Source organism: Vibrio lentus, assembly GCF_030409755.1.
GTDB lineage: Bacteria > Pseudomonadota > Gammaproteobacteria > Enterobacterales > Vibrionaceae > Vibrio > Vibrio lentus.
In genome coordinates, this window is record NZ_JAUFQE010000002.1 from 3002094 (window position 1) to 3019439 (window position 17346).

Annotated in this window: 14 protein-coding genes and 1 riboswitch; of the genes, 5 read left to right on the top strand and 9 right to left on the bottom strand. The window is 45.5% G+C overall.

Going from position 1 to position 17346, the window contains the following annotated elements:
* Window positions 1-14 precede the first annotated feature (14 nt).
* On the bottom strand, window positions 15-956 hold the full coding sequence (locus QWZ07_RS22025; RefSeq protein ID WP_012602956.1) for a LysR family transcriptional regulator: 942 nt from the start codon (window positions 954-956) through the stop codon (window positions 15-17).
* Between the two features lie 156 nt (window positions 957-1112).
* Window positions 1113-1298 carry a hypothetical protein gene (locus QWZ07_RS22030; protein ID WP_004736674.1) on the bottom strand — a complete coding sequence of 62 codons (186 nt, stop codon included), beginning with the start codon at window positions 1296-1298 and terminating at the stop codon, window positions 1113-1115.
* A gap of 149 nt (window positions 1299-1447) precedes the next feature.
* Between QWZ07_RS22030 and tusA the strand changes: the two genes are divergently transcribed.
* Window positions 1448-1699 (top strand): sulfurtransferase TusA, encoded by a 252-nt coding sequence (gene tusA, locus QWZ07_RS22035; RefSeq protein ID WP_017055492.1) that lies wholly within the window; start codon window positions 1448-1450, stop codon window positions 1697-1699.
* 83 nt (window positions 1700-1782) lie between these two features.
* On the opposite strand, the gene QWZ07_RS22040 is transcribed toward tusA, so the two are convergent.
* Both QWZ07_RS22040 and QWZ07_RS22045 read right to left on the bottom strand, forming a co-directional pair.
* On the bottom strand, window positions 1783-2037 hold the full coding sequence (locus tag QWZ07_RS22040; RefSeq protein WP_081279861.1) for a hypothetical protein: 255 nt from the start codon (window positions 2035-2037) through the stop codon (window positions 1783-1785).
* A 151-nt stretch (window positions 2038-2188) separates the two neighbouring features.
* Window positions 2189-2743, bottom strand: a complete 555-nt coding sequence (locus tag QWZ07_RS22045) for a TMEM165/GDT1 family protein (RefSeq protein WP_009848160.1) — start codon at window positions 2741-2743, stop codon at window positions 2189-2191.
* A 34-nt stretch (window positions 2744-2777) separates the two neighbouring features.
* A riboswitch (yybP-ykoY riboswitch) is annotated at window positions 2778-2953 on the bottom strand.
* A 210-nt stretch (window positions 2954-3163) separates the two neighbouring features.
* Between QWZ07_RS22045 and glyQ the strand changes: the two genes are divergently transcribed.
* The 4 genes from glyQ (at window position 3164) to QWZ07_RS22065 (ending at window position 9943) form a co-directional block, all read left to right on the top strand.
* Window positions 3164-4078, top strand: coding sequence for a glycine--tRNA ligase subunit alpha (glyQ, locus tag QWZ07_RS22050; RefSeq protein ID WP_009848159.1), 915 nt, complete (start codon window positions 3164-3166; stop codon window positions 4076-4078).
* A gap of 2 nt (window positions 4079-4080) precedes the next feature.
* Window positions 4081-6147, top strand: coding sequence for a glycine--tRNA ligase subunit beta (glyS, locus tag QWZ07_RS22055; RefSeq protein ID WP_017111755.1), 2067 nt, complete (start codon window positions 4081-4083; stop codon window positions 6145-6147).
* A 202-nt stretch (window positions 6148-6349) separates the two neighbouring features.
* Window positions 6350-8437 carry an alpha-amylase gene (locus QWZ07_RS22060; protein ID WP_192854258.1) on the top strand — a complete coding sequence of 696 codons (2088 nt, stop codon included), beginning with the start codon at window positions 6350-6352 and terminating at the stop codon, window positions 8435-8437.
* A 255-nt stretch (window positions 8438-8692) separates the two neighbouring features.
* Window positions 8693-9943 carry a valine--pyruvate transaminase gene (locus tag QWZ07_RS22065; protein ID WP_017077292.1) on the top strand — a complete coding sequence of 417 codons (1251 nt, stop codon included), beginning with the start codon at window positions 8693-8695 and terminating at the stop codon, window positions 9941-9943.
* 218 nt (window positions 9944-10161) lie between these two features.
* Here QWZ07_RS22065 and QWZ07_RS22070 read toward each other — a convergent pair whose 3' ends face one another.
* The 5 genes from QWZ07_RS22070 to dnaA all read right to left on the bottom strand — a co-directional run bounded on the left by QWZ07_RS22070 (window position 10162) and on the right by dnaA (window position 17299).
* Complete coding sequence (locus tag QWZ07_RS22070) at window positions 10162-10596, bottom strand: Hsp20 family protein (RefSeq protein ID WP_017107513.1); 435 nt, start codon at window positions 10594-10596, stop codon at window positions 10162-10164.
* A 502-nt stretch (window positions 10597-11098) separates the two neighbouring features.
* Window positions 11099-13516, bottom strand: coding sequence for a DNA topoisomerase (ATP-hydrolyzing) subunit B (gene gyrB / locus QWZ07_RS22075; RefSeq protein ID WP_017081727.1), 2418 nt, complete (start codon window positions 13514-13516; stop codon window positions 11099-11101).
* 17 nt (window positions 13517-13533) lie between these two features.
* A complete protein-coding gene (gene recF / locus QWZ07_RS22080; RefSeq protein WP_017080844.1) occupies window positions 13534-14613 on the bottom strand; it encodes a DNA replication/repair protein RecF in 1080 nt (359 codons plus the stop codon).
* Between the two features lie 82 nt (window positions 14614-14695).
* Window positions 14696-15796, bottom strand: a complete 1101-nt coding sequence (gene dnaN, locus QWZ07_RS22085) for a DNA polymerase III subunit beta (RefSeq protein WP_017107516.1) — start codon at window positions 15794-15796, stop codon at window positions 14696-14698.
* 81 nt (window positions 15797-15877) lie between these two features.
* Window positions 15878-17299, bottom strand: a complete 1422-nt coding sequence (gene dnaA / locus QWZ07_RS22090; RefSeq protein ID WP_017107517.1) for a chromosomal replication initiator protein DnaA — start codon at window positions 17297-17299, stop codon at window positions 15878-15880.
* Window positions 17300-17346 lie beyond the last annotated feature (47 nt).

Sequence of the window (17346 nt, forward strand, 5' to 3'; positions counted from 1 at the left end):
AAGCGAGATCTCAGTTAACCTAAGCCAACATCCGCAATACGCTTCTGAATCAACTCACCACACTCCTCTTTTACCACTCTTCTTAACCATTGTTGCGAAGCAGAAGAATCGCAGCGCGAGTGCCAGATCAATGAGTAATCAAACGGCATAAACTCGAATGGTAGCGGTTTAACGACTAAGTCATAACGCTCAGCCACCAAGTAAGCTAAGTCAGCAGGTACAGTGATCACCAACGGCATTCTATCGACAATCGCCAATGCAGCTTCAAGGTGATAAGCACGCAACACCATTTTTCGTGGTTGTTGATTGGCTAAGGCATTGTCTAATAAAGCCTTAACACCATCACTGATCGCAATCATCGCGTGCGGGAGTGACACATAGTCTTCAAGGCTTAAAGGCTTATCGGCTAATGGGTGATTCTTAGATAACAGGCACGACACACCGACCGGCCCCAATACCTCTTGATGAAGTGGTGCAATGCTGCCACTGGGGCGACAAATCGCCATATCCACACGTTCGGTGCTGAGCTGTTTAAACAAATGTTCATGCTGCAACGGAGCAAACTCCAAAGAGATATTAGGAGCTTGTTCATAAATCTTAGGCAACGCATAAGGCAAGATGGTTTGCATCGCGTAGTCAGTGGTCGCAATCAAAAAGCGCTCGCTGCAATAGTAAGGATCGAAATCACTCGGGCTAAGAAGTTGTCGGAATGATTCTAAAGGTTGATCAATGCGCTGGCTGATCTCGAGTGCTTTTTTGGTGGGAATAAGGTGCTGACCTTGGCGTGTAAACAGGGGATCGTTGAGTAGTTCTCTTAAGCGCCCTAATACTCGGCTGGTTGCCGATTGGCTTAGGTTAAGACGAAGCGCGGCTTGACTAACACTGCCCTCTTCAATCAATACCTTTAAGGCGACCAGTAAATTCAGGTCTCTACGATAGATGTCTTCTAATTCCACGCCACTTACCTAGCTGTATACAATTATCATTGGTAACTAAGTTGTTTATAGCATGCTTTAGATAAAAAAAATCCCGCAATTACGCGGGGAAGCCCAAGAAAATCTGGGGATAGTGTCGGAATGTTGTCGTATTGGAATTTGCTTGTTGTATTCGGGTTAGTGCTCTTGCTCCTCGGCTATGCCTTGCCAACGGCGCATCTCTACCCAAATACCAATAATCGTTGCTACTATGCCAAAAATTGGCATTAGAGAGGTCTCTGTCGATGAGCGTAGTACTAACGCACAAAAAGAAATAAAACAGAGAACTGAATAAATTGTTAATCTATCTAATCCTGTCAACATCGCCACTCCTTAGCTAGTTGCCTTTGTTACGAGTTGTTATCAACTTGTTAACTAAGTTATAGGAAATGATTCTGTTTGCCAAGCACTTATTGCATATTTTTTCTGCAGACGTATTATTCACTCGTTAGATAGATATAGAGATACAAACCATGACATTCAAACCTGAACTGGCAACCCACACTTTAGAAGCTGAAGGCCTGCGTTGCCCAGAGCCAGTAATGATGGTCAGGAAGACAATTAGAAATATGCAGGATGGCGATGTGTTACTGGTAAAAGCTGACGACCCTTCGACAACTCGCGATATTCCGAGCTTTTGTCGTTTTATGGATCATCAGTTAGTCGGCCAAGCGACTGAAGCTTTGCCTTACCAATATTTGATAAGAAAAGGGTTGGAGGCATAAGCCTCACCTCAATATCAAGCATCAAAAAAGCCGCTCGTACCTTATGTTCTTCAACAGAACTCAGAGTACGAGCGGCTTTTTGTTTATTCGTTTCTAGATTTATTTTGTAGATACTCAAGCTGATGCTGAATTTCTCGGATATCTTTTCGCATAGGAATAATATGCGCGACTCGAATCCAAGCCTCTACCGCAAGCCCGGTCATGATCATCGAACCAGCCACCATTGGTAGCCACATGTCCGTCAACACCATGCCTAGTAGTGTAAGTGCAAGACCAAAGGTAAATAGATAACTTTGGCTTTGTGGAGTAATACCCATATAACGCGTCAACATAATCATGCCCTCGTGTTCTTAACTCACAAGGTTAAAATATCATGACAAGTATGACAGTTATATGTCCATTCGCTCGATAAACCCCACAATACTGTAAGAGTATGACCTACAACACATTACTCTACTGGTTGAGTATAATAAGACTTAATACTACCGCTTAATAGAAAGCCGCTGCGATAGCCAAACCCACGAATAACAAGGCCGTGATCTTGCGAATCAGATCAAGAGGCATCTTGTCTGCAGATAACTTACCAATGATCACCACAGGCACATTCGCCAGCAACATACCAATGGTAGTACCGAGAATGACCCACGTTAATGCATCCGAATATTGAGCCCCTAGAATCGATGTCGCAATCTGAGTCTTATCACCGATCTCAGCAATGAAGAAAGCGATAAAACTGGCGACAAACGGCCCTCGGTTCGAGATCTGCTCATCGTCATCTAATTTATCCGGAATCAGAATCCAGCCTGCCATCGCAATGAAACTGACCACCAGCACCCACTTAAGTACTTCAGGAGATAAATAATCGGCGACCACAACCCCGAGCCACGCAGCAAGGGCATGGTTGGCAATAGTGGCAAAGAAAATAGCCGCAATGATAGGTAACGGTTTTCGATATCGACTGGCTAATAAAAGGGATAACAACTGAGTCTTATCACCGATCTCGGCTAAGGCGACAGTTGTAATTGAAATTGCTAAAACGCTCACGACATGCTCATTTGGGATGAGGATTATTATATTTAACCAAAGACAAACCTCGCGCCCCATCCCGGTTCACGATGCTTGTCTAAGGTCTTGCTAAGCGCCACCAAGGTGGTGGTTGCCTCGAACGCCATGATGATTTTGCATCAATTATGTTGACGAACGAACTCATTCAATAGGATATGAATAAGCAAGCTACTCCCCAAAGACCGCGAGATTTTAATCACCCGTGCTTTCAAACACAAGTGTCAAAGTTATCAAAATATCTACTTGTACCGAAAAACAAACATTAAAGGCAAAAAAATCCACTAAACGACATTTTAGACCACTAATTAAACAAGATTACCCCTACTCGCTTTACCAATATCTCGGTATACTCAGAGGTTATTTTTATCATTCATTTAAAAGAATCGCGCGAACCTGACTATGCAAAAATACGATATCAAAACCTTCCAGGGAATGATCCTCGCGCTGCAGGATTACTGGGCACAAAACGGTTGTACCATTGTTCAACCACTAGATATGGAAGTAGGTGCTGGCACCTCTCACCCAATGACATGTCTACGTGCACTTGGCCCAGAGCCAATGTCTACGGCATACGTTCAACCTTCTCGTCGTCCGACCGATGGTCGTTACGGTGAAAACCCGAACCGCCTGCAGCACTACTATCAATTCCAAGTAGCTCTAAAACCTTCTCCAGATAACATCCAGGAGTTGTACTTAGGCTCGCTTGAAGTTCTTGGTGTCGACCCACTTGTTCACGATATTCGTTTCGTAGAAGACAACTGGGAAAACCCAACGCTAGGCGCATGGGGTCTTGGTTGGGAAGTATGGCTAAACGGTATGGAAGTGACTCAATTCACTTACTTCCAACAAGTTGGCGGTCTTGAGTGTAAGCCAGTAACGGGTGAGATCACTTACGGTATCGAGCGTCTAGCAATGTACATCCAAGAAGTAGACTCTGTTTACGACCTTGTATGGAACGTAGCACCAGACGGTTCTAACGTGACTTACGGTGACATCTTCCACCAAAACGAAGTTGAGCAATCAACATACAACTTCGAGCACGCAGACGTAGATTTCCTATTCACTTTCTTCGACCAGTGCGAAAAAGAGTGTAAAGAGCTACTTGAGCTTGAGAAGCCACTTCCGCTTCCAGCTTACGAGCGCATTCTAAAAGCAGGTCACGCATTCAACATCCTTGATGCGCGCAAAGCTATCTCTGTAACAGAGCGTCAACGTTACATCCTTCGTATCCGCAACCTGACTAAAGCTGTTGCAGAGGCGTACTACGCGTCACGTGAAGCGCTTGGCTTCCCAATGTGTAAGAAGGATAAATAATCATGGCGAAGAATTTTCTAATTGAACTGGGTACGGAAGAGCTTCCACCAACGGCACTTCGTTCTCTAGCAGAAGCCTTTGCTTCTAACTTTGAAGCAGGTCTTAAAACGGCTGAACTTTCTCACGAAGGCATCAAGTGGTACGCAGCACCTCGTCGTCTAGCACTTAAAGTGACGGCACTGGCTGAAGGCCAAGCAGACAAAGTAGTTGAGAAGCGCGGTCCTGCAATTTCTGTAGCATTCGATGCTGAAGGCAACGCGACTAAAGCTGCACAAGGTTGGGCTCGTGGTAACGGTATTACTGTTGAGCAAGCTGACCGCCTGAAAACAGACAAAGGCGAGTGGCTTCTTTTCAAACAAGAAGTAGCTGGCAAACCTGTTCAAGAATTGGTGATGGACATCGCTGCGAAAGCTCTCGCTGGCCTACCAATTCCTAAAGCAATGCGCTGGGGTAACTCAGACATTCAATTTATCCGTCCAGTGAAAACACTGACAGTACTACTAGGTGATGAGCTTGTTGAAGGCAAAATCCTAGGCGTAGCTTCTGCTCGTACTATCCGTGGTCACCGTTTCATGGGCGAACAAGAGTTCACAATCGACTCTGCTGACCAATACCCTGCGATCTTAGAAGAGCGCGGTAAAGTAATGGCAGATTACGATGCGCGTAAAGCGATCATCCTTGCTGATGCTAAAAAAGCAGCAGACGCGGTTGGCGGTATTGCTGACCTAGAAGATGACCTTGTTGAAGAAGTTACCTCTTTGGTTGAATGGCCAGTGGTGCTTACTGCTAAGTTTGAGCAAGAGTTCCTAAAAGTGCCTTCTGAAGCATTGGTTTACACCATGAAAGGCGACCAGAAATACTTCCCAGTGTATGACGCTGATAAGAACCTTCTGCCAAACTTCATCTTCGTTTCGAACATCGAGTCTAAAGAGCCTCGTCACGTAATCGAAGGTAACGAGAAAGTTGTACGTCCACGTCTTGCTGATGCTGAGTTCTTCTTCAACACAGACCGTAAGCGTCCGCTAATCGACCGTCTTGCTGAATTAGACCAAGCTATCTTCCAGAAGCAACTGGGTACTATCAAAGACAAAACCGACCGCATCACAGAGCTTGCTGGCTACATTGCTGAGCAAATCGATGCTGACGTTGAAAAATCTAAGCGTGCAGGCCTACTGGCTAAGTGTGACCTAATGACCTCTATGGTATTCGAATTTACGGATACTCAAGGTGTGATGGGCATGCACTACGCGACTCACGATGGTGAAGACGAGCAAGTAGCACTGGCACTTTACGAGCAATACATGCCTCGTTTCGCGGGTGACACACTACCAAGCACTGGTATTTCATCTGCAGTAGCAATGGCAGACAAGCTAGACACTATCGTAGGTATCTTCGGTATTGGCCAAGCACCAAAAGGTTCTGACCCATTCGCGCTACGTCGTGCATCACTAGGTGTGCTACGTATCATCGTTGAAAACGGCTACAACCTAGACCTAACCGATCTTATCGGTAAAGCGAAAGAGCTACTAGGCGACAAGCTAACTAACGACAACGTAGAAGCTGATGTTATCGACTTCATGTTAGGTCGTTTCCGCGCATGGTACCAAGATGCTGGTTTCAGCGTTGATATCATCCAAGCGGTACTAGCACGTCGTCCAACTAAGCCTGCTGACTTTGACCAACGTGTTAAAGCCGTTTCTCACTTCCGTGAACTGGAAGCAGCAGAAGCACTAGCAGCAGCGAACAAGCGTGTAGGCAACATCCTTGCGAAATTCGATGGCGAACTACCAGCAGAAATCGACCTAACTCTTCTTCAAGAAGACGCAGAGAAAGCACTGGCTGAGAACGTTGAAGTAATGACGGAAGCACTAGAACCAGCATTCGCAACAGGCAACTACCAAGAAGCCCTAAGCAAGCTTGCTGATCTACGTGAACCAGTAGATGCATTCTTCGATAACGTAATGGTTATGGCTGATGATGAAGCGCTTAAGAAAAACCGTCTAACGCTACTGAACAACCTACGTAACCTGTTCCTACAGATTGCTGATATCTCTCTACTGCAAAAATAAGCACGAGTGAGACTGTTGCTCTAATTCATGTTCTGAGCAACAACAGGTAAACACCCAAAGGGAAGCGAAAGCTTCCCTTTTTGTTTTTGTGAACCAAGCATTTGTTTGTAGAGGTGTTATTGATTAACTGAATGAATCAGCACTCAGACTGTAGAGGGCATTGTTTGCTATAACTGACCTGTTTATTCAGGGGAAGGGAACAATGAAAAAAACAGTACTCGCGCTTTCAATACTCGCACTCAGCGCATGCAGCCAAACCAGTGACAACAACCTACTGCTGACGATTGATAACGACACTGTCGTATTTGAATCAACAGGTAAAGGTACCGTAATTGCAGAACAGGAACTCGCTAAAGGTAGCTATACCTTCTCTATCGGCGATACTCAAAATACCTGTGGTACCAACTTTGCGCTGGCTGAAGAGAGCCGCATCAAATTCAATAAGCCCCTTCGCCTAGACGACTGCGCCGAGAAATCCGAAATAGATATTAAAGTCTTTCGCGCTAACACTTATCAATTTACGCTCAACCCACAGACCAATGAGCTGACAGTTCAGATAAAGCCAAAGCAGCAACAAGTACAAAGCTTTGCTTGTCCGGTTCCTAGTGATCAGCCAACCACTATCGATGTTGCTCAGACCTTTGACGATGGCACCTTAGTTAGAGATGCTCTTTCAGGCACACAAGCGACTGTAACCAACGGCAGCGTCTCCATGCAGCCAGCAGAAAATAGCCAAGGTGTTCTGCTGCTTGAGAAAGTAGAACCAGAAACCAAGGCCGATTTTAGTTGGGACAACGCCACGGTTTACTTCGTAATGACCGACCGTTTCCATAATGGTAATCCTAATAACGACAACAGCTATGGTCGCAGCCAAGACGGACAAGATGAAATCGGCACCTTCCACGGTGGTGACTTGGCAGGCTTAACCGAAAAACTCGACTATATAGAATCGCTCGGTGCCAATGCTATCTGGATTACCTCTCCACTAGAGCAGATCCACGGCTGGGTTGGCGGTGGCGATCGCGGTGACTTCAAACATTATGGCTACCATGGCTACTACCACCAAGACTGGACCAAGCTCGATGACAACATGGGCACCGAAGACGAACTGAAAACCTTCATCGATACCGCGCACAGCAAAGGCATTCGCGTTGTTTGGGATGTGGTGATGAACCACACTGGCTATGCGACACTTGCCGACATGCAAGAGTTCGACTTCGGCAAACTCAACCTTACCGATGAACAAGCTAAACAAACCCTCGGCGAAAACTGGACAGATTGGCAACCAGAAGCAGGCCAGAACTGGCACTACTTCAATAACTACATCTCTTACAGTGACAAAGAAGCGTGGGAGGAATGGTGGGGTAAAGCTTGGTTACGCAGCGACATTGGTGCTTATGACTCTCCGGGTTACAACAACCTCACCATGTCTCTGGCACACCTGCCCGATTTCAAAACAGAGTCGACAGAGACAACCGGGCTGCCTAACTTCTATCGCAATAAGTCCACCAGCGCGACCGATGAACTCAAAACACCTCGTGACCATTTAATCACTTGGCTATCAGATTGGGTGCGCGAATATGGTGTTGATGGCTTTAGGGTAGATACAGCTAAACACGTTGAACTCGAAGCATGGGCAGAGCTTAAAGAGAGCACTAACCAAGCGCTTGCAGAATGGAAGCAAAACAACCCAGACAAAGCCTTGGATGACTTACCTTTCTGGATGACTGGCGAAGTATGGGCACACAGCGTGGTCAAATCAGATTACTTCGCTAACGGGTTTGATTCGATCATCAACTTTGAATTCCAGAGTGATATCGCACCTAAGGCGCTTAAATGCCTATCCGATCTCGATGCTGACTACCTGCGCTACGCAGAGAAGATCAACAACGACAGCGAATTCAACGTACTGAGTTACCTATCATCTCACGACACCTCGCTATTCTGGACACAACACGGCAGTAACTTTGCAAAACAAACCAAAGCTGCAAACGCGTTGATGCTGGCTCCCGGTGCTGTGCAGATCTATTACGGTGATGAAATCGCTCGTGATTTTGGTCCAACAGGCTCCGACCCAATGCAAGGCACTCGCTCTGACATGCCTTGGGATCAAATCACAGGCGAACGAGCACAACTGTTAGAACACTGGCAAACCCTTGGCCAATTCCGCCAACGCCACCCAGCGGTTGCTCAAGGCAAGCACATCATCCGTAACAGCAAGGGCTACTATGCCTTCGAGCGCCAATACCAAGATGACAAGGTGTTGGTTGTGTACACCGGCTCGAAATAACCGTTCATTGACATAAAATAGTAGAAACTAAAGGGGAAGCTTAGGCTTCTCCTTTTTTGATCACGAAACACTCGTCCAATAAGAAAGCAGACACTCATTAGTTAAACTTTATAGAAGTTTTTTTAGTGTTAGAGCATTTGGCGCTATGCGTCGCAAAAACATTGCGGTATGTTCAAGGAACACACTGATGGTAGACATAAGGTCTGCCTTAATGACACATAACAAGCAATCACAATGAATTAGGTAAAATAAGTAATGCAGTTCTCTAAGTTTGGTGAAAAGTTTAATCGATACTCTGGAATCACTCGTTTAATGGATGATTTGAATGATGGCCTGCGCACTCCTGGCGCAATCATGCTCGGTGGTGGTAACCCAGCCGCTATCCCAGCCATGCTCGATTACTTTAACCAAGCCAGTGCCGACATGCTCGCCAGTGGAGAGCTCATTGCCGCCCTCGCCAACTACGATGGTCCACAAGGTAAAGACAGCTTCATTAAGTCGTTAGCGGCGATGCTGAAAGATACTTATGGTTGGGACATAAGCGAGAAGAACATCAGCCTGACCAACGGCAGTCAAAGTGGCTTCTTTTACCTATTCAACCTATTAGCAGGCCAACAGCCAGACGGATCACACAAGAAAATCTTGCTACCGATCGCACCAGAATACATCGGCTACGGCGATGCGGGCATTGATGACGATATTTTTATCTCTTACCACCCAGAGATCGAACTGCTAGAAAACCGCCAGTTTAAATACCACGTTGATTTTGAAAAGCTCAAGGTTGATGACTCGGTTGCCGCTATCTGTGCTTCTCGCCCAACCAACCCAACCGGTAACGTGTTGACCGACGAAGAAGTACGTAAACTGGATAAACTGGCGCGTGAAAACAACATCCCGCTACTGATCGATAATGCTTACGGCCTGCCGTTTCCAAACATCATCTTTGAAGATGTGGAACCGTTCTGGAATGAAAATACCATTCTGTGCATGAGCTTATCTAAGCTTGGTTTACCGGGTGTACGTTGCGGTATCGTGATTGCGAGCGAAGAAGTAACACAAGCTCTGACCAACATGAATGGCATTATCAGCCTAGCACCCAATAGTGTCGGCCCTGCAATTGCCAATCACATGATTGAAAAAGGCGATTTACTGCGCTTGAGCAGTGAGGTAATCAAACCTTTCTATAAAGACAAATCTCTACGTGCGGTTGAGCTTTTACAAGAAGCGATCGATGACCCTCGCTTCCGTATCCACAAGCCTGAAGGTGCGATTTTCTTATGGCTATGGTTTGATGAGCTGCCGATTACCACCATGGAGCTGTACGACCGCCTGAAAGCTCGTGGCGTATTGATTGTTCCGGGTGAATACTTCTTTATCGGCCAAGAAGACGAGTGGGATCATGCTCATCAGTGTCTACGTATGAACTACGTGCAAGATGATGAGGCGATGCAGAAAGGCATTTCAATCATTGCTGAAGAAGTGAAAAAAGCTTACTCAGAACAGTAACCAGAGCTTTTAGCTTACCGTAGACCAAATACAAAAAGAGCACCTCATTAGGTGCTCTTTCACTTTTACTTCCCGATAGTTTTTGTCACTTGAATACCCTAAATAATTTGGGGTTCAGCTAGGCGACTAGAAAATTCAGCCCTATGAGCATAGGGAACCTATGTGATTAGGGGGAATTTACGACGTCAACAACGCTGAAGCTTCAAGTATGACGGGTATTAACCCTCTAGTAGGCTATTACCGTTGATAGCAATCTTACGTGGCTGCATCGCTTCTGGGATTTCGCGTTCTAGGTCGATGTGAAGAAGACCATTTTCCATGCTTGCACCTACCACTTTTACATAGTCAGCCAATTGGAATTTGCGCTCGAAATCGCGCTCTGCAATACCTTGGTATACGAAAGTTTTCTCGGCTTCGGCTTTACGCTCACCTTTAACAATTAGCATGTTCTCTTTTTGAGTAAGGTCTAATTGATCATCTGCAAAACCAGCGACTGCCATAGTAATACGGTAGTTGTTCTCGTCTTTTTGCTCGATATTGTAAGGAGGGTAACCGCCAGAAGTATTTTTCGACGTGTTCGATTCCATCATGTTGAATAGACGATCGAAGCCGATTGCGTTGCGGTAAAGTGGAGTGAAATCTACAGTTCTCATAATGCTATCCTTTTAGTAAGCAATAGTCTTAGCCGTGAATTTTACTGAGATCGAACCTGTGAGTGATACAGTAAACAGCTAAGGGATTCAGTTCGCATTCCACGGGTTTCACCTCGTTTGGCGACAACTCTGGGACATGACAATGAATCAATTTTTAAATTGTGTGCTGCCAAATTTATCCTCTATTGAGCGATACTCTAGCAACGGTTATGAAGGTTCTGTTTCTTCTCTTGTAGAGCAAGACAGTCATCCTCTTCACAACTAGATATGTGGATTCAGCAAATCAGTTTCAAGCGTTTATTTTCAATTATTCTTCCAATCCAATATTTTTCAATACCTTATAGACACAAAAAAGCACTACCCTTTGGATAGTGCTTTTAAATAATTTAGGTTTCTTTATCGAAGATGGATTGGCTGAGTTCAAGAAGAAGGCGCGTAATTTATAAGTATAAATGAGCACCTTCGACGCAGAAATCGGTCAATCCAGCAAAGAGAAAGTAATCTAAACGTCTAGGTTTGCTACTTTCAATGCGTTCTCTTCGATGAAGTTACGACGCGGTTCTACTTGGTCGCCCATCAACGTTGTAAACAACAGATCCGCACCAACGGCATCTTCAATCGTTACTTGCATCATACGACGAGTTTCAGGATCCATTGTTGTTTCCCAAAGCTGATCAGGGTTCATCTCACCTAGACCTTTGTATCGTTGTAGGCTCAGGCCACGACGAGACTCTTTCACTAACCAGTTCAGAGCTTCAACGAAGCTAGAAACTTCTTGAGTACGCTCACCACGCTTAATGTAAGCGCCTTCTTCAATCAGGCCATCAAGTGCTTCAGAAAGATCCGCTAGCTTGCCAAACTCTTTCGAGTTGATAAGGTCAATGCTCAGTACGTGCTCATGAGTTACACCATGAGTACGAACCACAATCTTAGGAACGCTTAAACCTAGCTCTTCGTGTTTTTCAACTTCAAGAGAATATTGGCTCGCACCTGCTTCTTTACCGTTTAGCTGCTCTACAAGCTGCTTACCCCAAGCTTCAACCACCGCGTCATCGTGACACTGCTCAGCGGTTAGGCGAGGAACGTAAATCAGTTCGTGAACCAATGCGCGTGGGTAGCGGCGGCTCATACGATCAACGAGCTTGATGCCTGCATTGTATTGCTGAACAAGCTTCTCTAAGCCTTCACCAGCAAACGCAGGTGCTTCAGGATTTACGTGCAGTTCTGCATTGTCTAAAGCCAAAGATACTTGATACTGGTTCATCGCATCTTCATCTTTGATGTACTGCTCTTGCTTACCCTTCTTCACTTTGTAAAGTGGCGGTTGAGCAATGTAGATGTAACCACGTTCAATCAACTCTGGCATTTGACGGTAGAAGAACGTCAGTAGCAGAGTACGGATGTGAGAACCATCGACATCGGCATCGGTCATGATGATGATGTTGTGGTAACGCAGTTTATCTGGGTTGTATTCATCACGGCCAATACCACAACCAAGGGCTGTGATTAGCGTTGCGACTTCTTGAGAAGACAGCATTTTATCGAAACGCGCTTTCTCTACGTTAAGGATTTTACCTTTAAGCGGTAGGATTGCTTGGTTCTTACGGTTACGCCCCTGCTTAGCTGATCCGCCAGCAGAGTCTCCTTCCACAATATATAGTTCAGACTGTGCAGGATCTTTTTCCTGACAGTCAGCTAGTTTACCTGGAAGACCCGCTAAATCTAATGCGCCTTTACGACGAGTCATCTCACGAGCTTTACGCGCTGCATCACGAGCACGCGCTGCATCGATAATTTTAGAACAAACGATTTTCGCTTCACCTGGGTTCTCAATTAGGAACTCAGATAGCTTCTCACCCATCGTAGACTCAACGGCAGACTTCACTTCTGAAGAAACCAGCTTGTCTTTAGTTTGGCTTGAGAACTTAGGATCTGGAACTTTCACTGAAACAATCGCCGTCAAACCTTCACGAGCATCATCACCTGATGTTGAAGTCTTCGCTTTCTTCGAGAAGCCTTCTTTATCCATGAAGCTGTTCAGAGTACGCGTTAGTGCAGCACGGAAACCCGCTAAGTGAGCACCACCATCGCGTTGAGGGATGTTGTTGGTGAAACAGTAGATGTTTTCTTGGTAACCATCGTTCCACTGCATTGCAACTTCAACAGTGATGCCGTCATCACGCTCTGAATCAAAGTGGAAAATCTTTTGGATGATTGGTGTTTTGTTGGTATTAAGGTGTTCAACAAACGCTTGGATGCCGCCTTCGTATTCGAAGTGATCCATTTTGTCTTCTTCGCGCTTATCAATTAGCTTAATTGATACACCTGAGTTCAAGAATGATAGCTCGCGTAGACGCTTAGCTAAAATATCGTAATGGAACTCGATGTTAGTGAAGGTTTCTTCACTCGGCCAGAAACGAATCTCTGTACCTGTTTTGTCCGTATCACCCACAACCGCTAGTGGCGCTTGAGGCTCACCATGACAGTATGTTTGAGTGTGGATTTTTCCACCGCGGTGGATAGTAAGAGTAACTTGCTTAGAAAGTGCGTTAACTACTGAAACACCAACACCGTGCAAACCACCAGATACTTTGTACGAGTTATCATCGAACTTACCACCAGCGTGAAGAACCGTCATGATTACTTCTGCTGCTGATACTTTTTCTTCTGGGTGCAATTCAGTTGGAATACCACGGCCGTCATCGCTTACTGACACAGAACTATCTTCATGGATAGTTACAATGATGTCATTACAGTGACCAGCGAGTGCTTCATCAATAGAGTTATCTACCACCTCAAAAACCATGTGGTGCAGACCGGTACCATCATCCGTGTCGCCAATGTACATTCCAGGACGCTTACGTACCGCATCCAGACCCTTCAGTACTTTAATACTCGATGAATCGTAATTATCTGACATAGTTACTCTCTGACTAATTATCCTTGCTCTATTTTGCCATGTTCCACATGAAACATCCTGCTATTTTCATCATGCATATCTGCAATCTGATCAGCGGTAATAGAGCTTACAAAAACTTGAGCCTGGGTCGCCTTTAAACACTCAGCAAGACGTGCTCGGCGTTGGCTATCTAATTCGGAAGCGAAGTCATCTATCAAATAGATGCACTGCTTACCTGTCATTTGAGTGAGGTGTTGCCCTTGTGCTACTCGCAACGCGCACACCATCAACTTCAACTGACCTCGTGACAAGACATCTTCCACTGGAGTGCCGTTCACTTTTATCTTTAGATCCGCTTTGTTTGGCCCACTAAAGGTGTAACCAAGCTGCTGATCCCTTTCAAAATTCTTTTCTAATATCTCGGCGTACGGGGTGTCTTTATCCCAGCCACGATAATAGTTAATCTTTATCTCAAACTCAGGTAAGAAGGTCGCGCAGATTTCTTCGGCGACTTCTTTAAGCTGTTCAACGTAAGTAGCACGCCACTGGCTGATGCTTTCCGCTAAACGGGCCAATTCTTGATCCCAATAGCTCAGCTCTCGATAGTTCGTTGCCGTTTTCAATAATGCATTACGCTGTTTATTGAGGCGCTTTACCCTGCCCCAAGCATCATAAAAACCCGACTCACTGTGGAAGACTCCCCAATCAATGAATGCGCGGCGATGCTTAGGTCCATCGGTTAGTAAATCAAACCCTTCAGGGTGAATCAACTGCAAAGGTAAGACTTGAGCTAACTGAGCCAATTTTTGCCCAGTTTGACCGCTTATTTTAACCTCTGTGGTGCCATCGCGCTGCTTATTAATGCCAATTGGCAGCTCAAATTGATCCGAGGTCATAAAACGGCCATGGACAAACAGTTCGCTACACTCATTTTGAATGATACGACCGGTTAAGGAGCTTTTGAACGAGCGACCATGTCCGAGCAGATACACCGCTTCAAGGACACTGGTTTTGCCGCTTCCGTTAGCCCCTATAAGAAAGTTAAAGCCTGATGACGGTTGAATGTCACAGGCTTCAATATTTCTAAACTGCTTTACGATTAAGCGCGATAAAGGCATAACGTCTTCATATTAATCTTCAATCACGGCTCGATAGACAAACGTTGTTGATAAGCAAACATAATGTATAAACAAACACAGCTTACAAACGAATCGGCATAACAACGTACATCGCGCTGTCATCTTGTGCATTCTCAATCAAGGCACTCGCATTCGCGTCTGACATTGAGATGCGAACCTGTTCACAACGCAGCGTATTTAATACATCCAATACGTAGCTTACGTTGAAGCCAATCTCTAGTGCGTCACCATCAAAGGTTACGTCTAGCACTTCTTCCGCTTCTTCTTGCTCTGGGTTATTCGCGGTAATGCGCATCTCGCTATCGACAAGATTAACGCGAACACCACGGAATTTTTCATTCGACAGAATCGCAGCACGAGAAAACGCTGAACGTAACTCATCACAGCCAGCTTCCAATGTCTTGGTGGTATTTTGCGGCATTACGCGGCGATAATCAGGGAAACGACCATCAACGAGTTTAGAAGTGAATACATAGTTGTTCACTTCAGCGCGCACATTAGAGTTACCAATTTGCAGCGTTACTGGCTGTTCAGGTGCATCGAGTAGCTTCACTAGCTCTTGAACCCCCTTACGAGGAACAATGATCTGCTTTTGAGCAAAATCGGCACCCAGTTGCGCTTGTGATACCGCCATACGGTGGCCATCAGTTGCGACACTACGTAAGATAGAACCTTCAATCTCAAACAACATACCGTTGAGGTAGTAACGAACGTCTTGGTTCGCCATTGAGAATTGTGTTTTCTCGATCAGACCGCGCAATTCAGCTTGTGTCACAGACACTTCAACTTCGCTGCTCCAGTCTTCAATGTTTGGAAAATCTGCCGCAGGTAATGTTGCCAATGAGAAGCGGCTACGACCAGAGCGAACCTGAACACGGTCACCATCCAATACCACGGTGATCACTGAGCTGTCTGGCAAGCCACGACAGATATCTAGGAACTTACGTGAAGGTACGGTAATGCTGCCCGCTTCGAAATCACCTTCAAGCGTTACACGGCTGATCAGTTCAACTTCTAGATCCGTCGCTGTCATCGACAACACGTTATCTTCTACTTTAATCAGTAGGTTTCCTAGAATTGGAAGCGTTGGCCTGCCACCTAGCGCGCCAGATACTTGTTGTAATGGCTTAATCAGGTGACTACGTTCAATGGTAAATTTCATATCTTGCTCTTACGGTCTAATTGGCACTGCGTAATAGTACGTGGCCAAGATTCTGCTTATTAAGGTTAAGAATACTGTGTATTAAGAAGAAAGGGTACGAATCAAGTTCGAATAATCTTCTTTAATGTCGTGGCTCTCTTCACGCAGCTGAGCAATCTTACGACAAGCGTGCAACACGGTCGTGTGGTCGCGGCCACCGAATGCATCGCCAATCTCAGGCAAGCTGTGGTTAGTCAGCTCTTTAGCCAATGCCATCGCCAGTTGGCGTGGACGAGCAACAGAACGAGAACGACGTTTAGATAATAGATCAGCAACTTTGATTTTGTAGTATTCAGCGACTGTCTTTTGAATGTTATCAATGGTGACCAGTTTTTCTTGCAGGGCAAGTAGGTCACGCAGTGCTTCACGCACGAAATCGATCGTAATCGGACGGCCAGTGAAGTTTGCATTCGCAATAACACGGTTCAATGCGCCTTCAAGCTCACGAACGTTAGAGCGTAAACGCTTAGCAATAAAGAATGCCACTTCATCCGCAAGATGAATTTGGTGGTCTTCTGCTTTCTTCATTAAGATCGCAACACGAGTCTCAAGCTCTGGTGGCTCAATCGCAACCGTCAAACCCCAACCGAAGCGAGATTTAAGACGATCCTCTACCCCGTTGATCTCTTTTGGATAACGGTCAGACGTTAGGATGATCTGTTGGTTGCCTTCAAGCAGCGCGTTAAAGGTATGGAAGAACTCTTCTTGAGAACGCTCTTTATTCGCGAAGAATTGGATATCATCGATAAGCAAGGCATCAACACTACGGTAGTAGCGCTTAAATTCTTCAATCGCGTTATTTTGTAGCGCCTTCACCATATCCTGAACAAAACGCTCAGAATGCATGTAAACCACTTTAGCATTCGGTTTGTTGTCAACAATGGCGTTACCCACCGCATGCAACAAGTGCGTCTTACCTAAACCAGTTCCACCATATAAAAACAACGGGTTATAGGCTGTTCCTGGATTATCAGAAACCTGACGTGCCGCCGCCAAACCCAATTGGTTTGATTTACCCTCAACAAAGTTATTGAACTTATGTTTTGGGTTTACGTTTGAACGGTGGTTAAGGTCAACCGCTACAGGCTCTTCATCACGCCATATATTGTGAACAGGCTTACGAGCTTGTAACTGCGCAGGTGCTGACGATTCAGCGGCCACATCAGCGGCTGTACGTGTACGAGCTGGGGCGACAGTCTCAGATTTTGGAGCAGTAACTCGTTTACTTCCAATCTCAAAATGAAGATGTGGAATATCATTACCACAATATTCTTGTAGCAAACGGTTGATGCTATTTAGGTACTTATCGCGCACCCAATCGAGTACAAATCGGTTTGGTGCAAATAGAGTTAGAGTATTACCATTGAGCTCCGCTTGTAACGGACGTACCCACATACTGAATTCTGTAGCTGGTAATTCTTCTTGAAGCTGTTGCAAGCATTGCAACCAAAGCGAAGATGACACGGTGCCCCACTCTATTTAAGTTATATGAAATGACCGCTAATTTTACC

Coding starts and splice junctions, on each gene's coding strand:
- QWZ07_RS22030 (WP_004736674.1), bottom strand. CDS start 1,298: ATGTTGACAGGATTAGATAGATTAACAATTTATTCAGTTCTCTGTTTT.
- tusA (WP_017055492.1), top strand. CDS start 1,448: ATGACATTCAAACCTGAACTGGCAACCCACACTTTAGAAGCTGAAGGC.
- QWZ07_RS22040 (WP_081279861.1), bottom strand. CDS start 2,037: ATGATTATGTTGACGCGTTATATGGGTATTACTCCACAAAGCCAAAGT.
- glyQ (WP_009848159.1), top strand. CDS start 3,164: ATGCAAAAATACGATATCAAAACCTTCCAGGGAATGATCCTCGCGCTG.
- glyS (WP_017111755.1), top strand. CDS start 4,081: ATGGCGAAGAATTTTCTAATTGAACTGGGTACGGAAGAGCTTCCACCA.
- QWZ07_RS22060 (WP_192854258.1), top strand. CDS start 6,350: ATGAAAAAAACAGTACTCGCGCTTTCAATACTCGCACTCAGCGCATGC.
- QWZ07_RS22065 (WP_017077292.1), top strand. CDS start 8,693: ATGCAGTTCTCTAAGTTTGGTGAAAAGTTTAATCGATACTCTGGAATC.
- QWZ07_RS22070 (WP_017107513.1), bottom strand. CDS start 10,596: ATGAGAACTGTAGATTTCACTCCACTTTACCGCAACGCAATCGGCTTC.
- gyrB (WP_017081727.1), bottom strand. CDS start 13,516: ATGTCAGATAATTACGATTCATCGAGTATTAAAGTACTGAAGGGTCTG.
- recF (WP_017080844.1), bottom strand. CDS start 14,613: ATGCCTTTATCGCGCTTAATCGTAAAGCAGTTTAGAAATATTGAAGCC.
- dnaN (WP_017107516.1), bottom strand. CDS start 15,796: ATGAAATTTACCATTGAACGTAGTCACCTGATTAAGCCATTACAACAA.